Annotated in this window: 5 protein-coding genes; 3 read left to right on the top strand and 2 right to left on the bottom strand. The window is 38.7% G+C overall.

Features of this window, described 5'->3' with window-relative positions; translation table 11 throughout:
* Nucleotides 1–77 precede the first annotated feature (77 nt).
* Nucleotides 78–1,757 (top strand): Ig-like domain-containing protein, encoded by a 1,680-nt coding sequence (locus ACWIB3_RS15165; RefSeq protein ID WP_454292021.1) that lies wholly within the window; start codon nucleotides 78–80, stop codon nucleotides 1,755–1,757.
* Nucleotides 1,758–1,765: 8 nt separating this feature from the next.
* Here ACWIB3_RS15165 and ACWIB3_RS15170 read toward each other — a convergent pair whose 3' ends face one another.
* Together ACWIB3_RS15170 and nadB are read right to left on the bottom strand one after the other, a co-directional pair.
* Nucleotides 1,766–2,278: a gamma carbonic anhydrase family protein gene (locus ACWIB3_RS15170; RefSeq protein WP_185212749.1), complete on the bottom strand. Its 513-nt coding sequence runs from the start codon at nucleotides 2,276–2,278 to the stop codon at nucleotides 1,766–1,768.
* Between the two features lie 20 nt (nucleotides 2,279–2,298).
* Complete coding sequence (nadB, locus tag ACWIB3_RS15175; protein ID WP_185212750.1) at nucleotides 2,299–3,891, bottom strand: L-aspartate oxidase; 1,593 nt, start codon at nucleotides 3,889–3,891, stop codon at nucleotides 2,299–2,301.
* Between the two features lie 493 nt (nucleotides 3,892–4,384).
* Here nadB and nadA point away from each other — a divergent pair, with 493 nt between their 5' ends.
* Both nadA and thiL read left to right on the top strand, forming a co-directional pair.
* Nucleotides 4,385–5,383: a quinolinate synthase NadA gene (gene nadA / locus ACWIB3_RS15180; RefSeq protein WP_185212751.1), complete on the top strand. Its 999-nt coding sequence runs from the start codon at nucleotides 4,385–4,387 to the stop codon at nucleotides 5,381–5,383.
* A gap of 7 nt (nucleotides 5,384–5,390) precedes the next feature.
* Nucleotides 5,391–6,437: a thiamine-phosphate kinase gene (gene thiL, locus ACWIB3_RS15185; RefSeq protein WP_454292022.1), complete on the top strand. Its 1,047-nt coding sequence runs from the start codon at nucleotides 5,391–5,393 to the stop codon at nucleotides 6,435–6,437.
* Nucleotides 6,438–6,544: the final 107 nt, after the last annotated feature.

The raw sequence follows: 6,544 nt of genomic DNA on the forward strand, positions 1-6,544 counted from the left end.
TTAACTGAATATCAGTATATTACATTAATAAAATAACAAACGTAAATAAAGCGATTTAAGACATTATTTTAAATTTTATGACTCAGGTATCCAAAAAAGATAAAAATCCGTTAAATCAATTAAAAACAGCTTTATTTAAAAATCTAATCTTTTTAGGTCTTGCTACGATCTTGGCATTGAGTTTTGTGCAATGTGCCAACATGCAAAAACCTACCGGAGGCCCAAAAGATTCTTTACCTCCAAAACTGTTGGGGGTAACCCCTCCTAACCTCTCGAAAAATTTCAAAGAGAAAGTGATCGAGATGACCTTCGATGAATTTATCAAAACGGTAAATCCAGGAAAAGAATTTAACATTTCCCCAGATGTCGAAACTCAACCCATCTATAAGGTTAGGAAAAAAAGATTCATCATCGAACTTCCGGATTCCTTGGAAGCCAACACCACCTACACCATTAACTTTGGAAAAGGTCTGGTCGACTTCAATGAAGGTAATCCGTTCATCAATTACAATTACGTTTTTGCGACAGGGGATGAACTCGATTCCCTAAGTATCTCCGGACAGGTCAAGAATGGTTATACCAAAGACTTCAATCTGGAAAAAGACAAGGAAGTCATCGCTATCCTGATCCCAACCAGCCGAGACACCATTTTTGGAAAAAGAAAAGCTTCCTATTATACAACAGTCGACTCATCTGGAAATTTCAAGTTCAGCAACCTGCGTGAAGATACCTATAGGGTATATGCACTGAAGGATATGAACAACGATAAGATCTATAACGGTAATGATGAATGGATCGGCTTTCAGCAGGACAGTATTTTCCTGAACCAGAACGTCTCGGGCATACAGCTAGAATATACAAAGGGTACTGCGCAGGTTTTCAGGAACTTAGAGAAAAAAGTAGATAATAATGGTTCGGTCCTATTGACCTTTAACAGGCCTCTGGAGGAGGGTAATATTAGGATATTATCACCTAATGAACTGGATGCCAATAAGATGGTAAGATTTAAACCTACCCAGGATACCGCTAATATCTATCTAGAAAATTTGGAATTTGATTCCCTGAAATTGGAAGTAAGCGAAAGAAATATTCCTTTGGACACTATTGACCTTAGAAAAGCTAGAAACATAAAAGTAGACAATAGCATTGTTCCAAAATTAAATATCAGCAATAAGGTAGACCGAGTAAAACACATAGAATTGAGTTCGGACTATCCCATTGCATCCATTGATAAAAATAAGGTACTGATCAAGGAAGATTCTGTTTCACGTAGAAATTTCCAATTACAACAAGATTCGGTAAATCGAGAAATGTACCACATCCGATTCAATTGGAGACCTAACAAGAACTACGAATTGGTGCTGGAGGAAGGTGCCATTTTAGGTCCATTCGACGAGACAAATAAGGAATTCAAATCGCAGTTTACCCTGAATGAAACCGAGAATTACGGCGACTTCAATCTAACCTTCACAGGTCTGAAGGATAATACAGATTATTTGGTGGAACTGATCGATGAAAGCAAGGAAAAACTATTTGATAAACGCCCCCTCCCACCCGACCATGTCTTACGATATATTAAATATCCAGGCGGTAAATACAGCATAAGGCTGATTGAGGATAGCAATAAAAATGGTAAATGGGATGCTGGCGATGTCTATCAAAAAAGACAGGCAGAACCCATCTGGTATTTAGATCGAACATTTACGATACGGGCAAACTGGGAACAGAATGAAACCATAGATGTATCATTCAAATAAAACCCAAATTACTCCGTAAACCAAGACGAATAAAGCACGTAATTGTGCGGTAATTTTTTCAATAGATTAAGCTGCTCCTCCGTGAGTGGCTTAATTTTTTTAGCAGGAACTCCAGCATAAAGATAACCAGACTCACAAACCATATTCTCCAATACCACCGCACCTGCAGCAATAATGACGTTCGATTGAATATGTGCCCTGTCCATCACGATTGCCCCCATACCTATCAACACATAATCATCTATGACACAACCATGTACAATAGCGTTATGACCGATATTAACATAGTTACCAACATCTGTCCCATTCTTTTCATAGGTCCCATGTATGGTTACATTATCCTGTATATTGGAATAATCCCCGATCTTGATATAGTTCACATCGCCCCGTACCACAGCATTGAACCAAACCGAACAATGTGAACCGATAGTCACATCTCCAACAATGGTACAATTAGGCGCTATAAAGCTGTTTTCTTCAATGATGGGGTATTTGTCCTTAACAGGTAATATCGTGGCCATAAAGCGTTTAAAACTTAAAATTAAAGAATGGTATCTTCCAGTACATCAGCATGCTTTGGATAATCCGTTGTATAGTGCAGTCCCCTGCTCTCTTTGCGCTGCATAGCTGATTTTACAACAAGATAAGCTATCTGAATAACGTTTCGCAGCTCACAAAGTTTAACGGAAAGCTTGGTATTCTTATAGAAAGCCTCTGTTTCCTCATGTAGCAATCCTAAACGTCTCATGGCCCTTTCCAGACGGAAATCCGAACGTACGATCCCTACATAATCACTCATTAACTTTTGTGTTTCACGTAGATTGTGCGTCACCAGGATATCTTCGTTCAATAACTGGGTATTGGATTCATCCCAAGAGGGTACATGATCCTGAAAATCAATGCTATCAATATGTTTACTCGCATCCTGGAAAATTCTATGGGCATACACAGCAGCCTCAAGTAAAGAATTGGAAGCCAAACGGTTAGCGCCATGAAGTCCCGTTGAAGAACATTCTCCACAGGCATAAAGGTTATTGATCGAGGTTGCACCGTATTCATCAACCATGATTCCTCCACATAGATAATGTGCTGCAGGAGTAACTGGAATCAAGTCTTTGGTCATATCCAGACCAATGGAAAGACATTTCTCGTAAATATTTGGAAAATGCGATAAAATATCTGATTTAGAGCGATGTCTGATATCTAAATAGACATAATCAAGACCCGATTTTTTCATTTCTGAATCGATCGCACGGGCTACGATATCCCGTGGAGCCAAGGATCCTCTTTCATCATATTCCTCCATAAAAGACTCACCATTAACCCTTTTCAAAATTCCGCCGAAACCACGTACAGCTTCAGAGATCAGGAATGCAGGATATTCTTTAGGATTATATAAGGCAGTTGGATGGAATTGGATAAATTCCATATTCCTAACTTTTCCCTTAGCCCGATACACCATGGCAATTCCGTCACCTGTCGCAATAGTCGGATTAGTAGTGGTGGAATAGATATGCCCCGCACCGCCTGTGGCCATCAGGGTAATTTTGGAAAGTATCTTTTCAACATGTCCCGTTTCGGTGTTAAAGGCATAGATACCGAAACATTTGATATCTTCCGTACGTTTATCCACATGTACACCCAAATGATGTTGAGTAATCAGGTCAACGGCAAAATAATGCGTCAACATCTCTATGTTAGGTTCAGCATGTACTTTTTCTAAAAGAGCACGTTCAATCTCATAGCCCGTAATGTCCTTATAATGAAGGATTCTATGTTCAGAATGTCCACCTTCCCTGGCCAGGTCATATTCTCCAGAATCCTCACGATCAAAGGTAGTACCGTAAGAAATAAGCTCCGCAATACGTTCCGGACCTTCTTTCACCACGTTTTCCACAACATGTGCATCACATAAGCCATCTCCCGCTATTAAGGTATCTTCAATGTGTTTATCAAAGCTATCCCCTTCATCCGTGACTACAGCTACTCCACCCTGTGCATATTTCGTATTCGACTCATCCTCATTGGCTTTCGTCACGATAAGTACTTTTCCAAGCTTCGCAGCTTTAAGTGCAAAACTCAATCCGGCGATACCCGAACCTATTATCAAAAAATCAACTTTTCTATCCAGCATTGAATGTATATTGTAGATGCTACGGTTAATTACTACTGAACCAACAAATTAACAAAATATGTGCAAAACGTGTAAATAACTCGTGAATTAAAATGTAAAACTTCTTATGTTTCCACAATACTAGCAATTTTCACACATCTATTACCAAAATATTAAGACAATATCACCGAAATATTAACATCTTACACACAACTATCATTTCACAAAAAAATATGCAAAAAATAAAAGCCGAAAAAAGACAGTATTGAAAATCAGCACTTAACCCTTCCCAACCTGTGGATAAGTTGTGAATAACTATAGAACATCCACTAAAAAAAATAAAAATCACCTGAATTATCCCCATTTTCCACAGACTAATAAACAACAAGATTCTTCTTTAAAAAAAAGATTATTATTTATTGAAAAAAGGGAATGTGGATTTCGTTTCGTTTTCTTTCTTTACTTTTGTGATGTTAGAAAGTCAAACAGGCAGGAATCAACTTAGAAAAACCAAATGAATACAACATTTGAAACAGACTTAGTGGCTAAGGGATATATTGATGTTGCAATAGATCCTAACCTAGATTTGGTCAAAGAAATTGAAAGACTTAAGAAGGAAAAGAATGCTGTTATCTTAGCACATTATTACCAAGAGTCTGAAATCCAGGATATAGCAGATTATATAGGAGATAGTCTAGGTCTATCTCAACAAGCAGCTAAAACAGATGCTGATGTCATCGTTTTTGCTGGTGTACATTTCATGGCAGAGACCGCTAAAATCTTATCACCTTCCAAAAAGGTGCTGTTACCAGATTTAAAAGCAGGTTGTTCATTATCAGATAGTTGTCCGCCACATTTGTTTGCTAAATTCAAAGAGAAATATCCGGATCATTTAGTGATTACCTATGTGAACTGTACTGCAGAATTGAAGGCTCTTTCAGATATCGTATGTACCTCCAGCAATGCCGTACAGATCGTGGAAAGTCTTCCAGCTGATCAAAAGATCATTTTTGGTCCAGATCGCAACCTAGGGGATTACGTGAAGAAAAAAACAGGTCGTGACCTTGTCCTTTGGAATGGTGCCTGTATGGTCCACGAGATTTTCTCCCAAGAAAAAATCGATGCCCTGCGTGCTGAGTATCCAGATGCAAAATTCATCGCCCATCCGGAATGTGAAGACCATATCCTGGCGCAAGCCGATTATATAGGTTCTACTTCTGGGATGTTGAAATATACCATCGAGGATCCAACCGACACTTATATCGTAGCAACTGAATCTGGAATTTTGCACCAAATGCAAAAAGCCAGTCCTTCTAAAACATTTATCCCTGCTCCTCCAAACAATTTATGTGCTTGTAATGATTGCCCGCACATGAAATTGAATACCTTAGAGAAGCTATATAACTGCCTGTACTACGAACAACCAGAAATTACATTAGATGAAGATATCATTCAACGTGCGCAAAAACCTATTGAACGCATGCTTGAACTTTCCGCAAAACTAGGATTATAACATGAGCATATTTGAAAATAGCGATAGAACGAACCTAAACGAAATTGGTGAATTTGGTCTCATCAATCACCTGACCCAATCTGTAGTATTGACCCAACCCAGTTCTGTTAAAGGGATTGGTGATGATGCTGCCGTATTGGATTTTTCCAATAAGAAAACGTTGATTTCCACCGATCTATTATTGGAAAATGTACATTTTGACCTACGCTATGTTCCGCTTAAACACTTGGGATACAAAGCTATACAAGTTAATTTGAGTGATATTTATGCCATGAATGGAATCGCTAGCCAAGTGACCATTTCCATTGGATTATCTTCTAAGTTTCCCCTGGAAGCCGTTGAAGAAATATATGAAGGTGCACTGTTGGCTTGCCAGAACTACAATGTGGACCTGATTGGTGGTGATACCAGTACCTCAACCCAAGGCTTGGTGATCTCCGTGACCAGTATTGGCTATGCCGAAACGGATAACATAGCTTACCGTTCCGCTGCTAAAGAAGGTGACCTGATCTGTGTATCCGGTGATCTGGGTGGTGCTTATGTAGGTTTACAACTCCTAGAAAGAGAAAAACAGATTTTCTTGGAAAATCCTAATATACAGCCTGATCTGGAAGGAAAGGATTATATTATCGAGCGTCAATTGAGACCTGAGGCAAGAAAGGATATCGTTGAATTACTGGTTGCTTTAGCTGTTAAGCCTCATGCGATGATCGATGTTTCTGATGGTTTGGCTTCGGAGATATTACACATCTGTAAAGCTTCCAATGTAGGTTGTAAATTATATGAAGAAAAGATCCCTATCGATCCAATGACCTATGAAACTGCCCGTGAATTTGGTCTGGATCCTACGGTATGTGCTTTGAGTGGTGGAGAGGATTACGAATTACTGTTTACTGTACCGCAAAGTGACTATGATAAGCTGAAAAACAATATGGAAATCAGCATTATCGGTCATATTACTGAGGCTGCCGAAGGATGTACCATGGTTTCTAAATCGGGTAATGTACATGAAATCAAAGCCCAAGGTTGGAATGCCTTTGGAAATCAAGAATAAGCATAAAATTCTTTATTAAAATATTATAAAAAGAGCCATTTTAAATGGCTCTTTCTTTTTATGATTATCCTGTTTTGACCTTACTCTCATTCGAGACACATTGCGAA

This window comes from Sphingobacterium sp. NPDC055431, assembly GCF_053644255.1.

What these genes read in the sequence shown, in the direction of transcription:
- ACWIB3_RS15165 (WP_454292021.1), top strand. Translation starts at nt 78, where the DNA reads ATGACTCAGGTATCCAAAAAAGATAAAAATCCGTTAAATCAATTAAAA.
- ACWIB3_RS15170 (WP_185212749.1), bottom strand. Translation starts at nt 2,278, where the DNA reads ATGGCCACGATATTACCTGTTAAGGACAAATACCCCATCATTGAAGAA.
- nadB (WP_185212750.1), bottom strand. Translation starts at nt 3,891, where the DNA reads ATGCTGGATAGAAAAGTTGATTTTTTGATAATAGGTTCGGGTATCGCC.
- nadA (WP_185212751.1), top strand. Translation starts at nt 4,385, where the DNA reads ATGAATACAACATTTGAAACAGACTTAGTGGCTAAGGGATATATTGAT.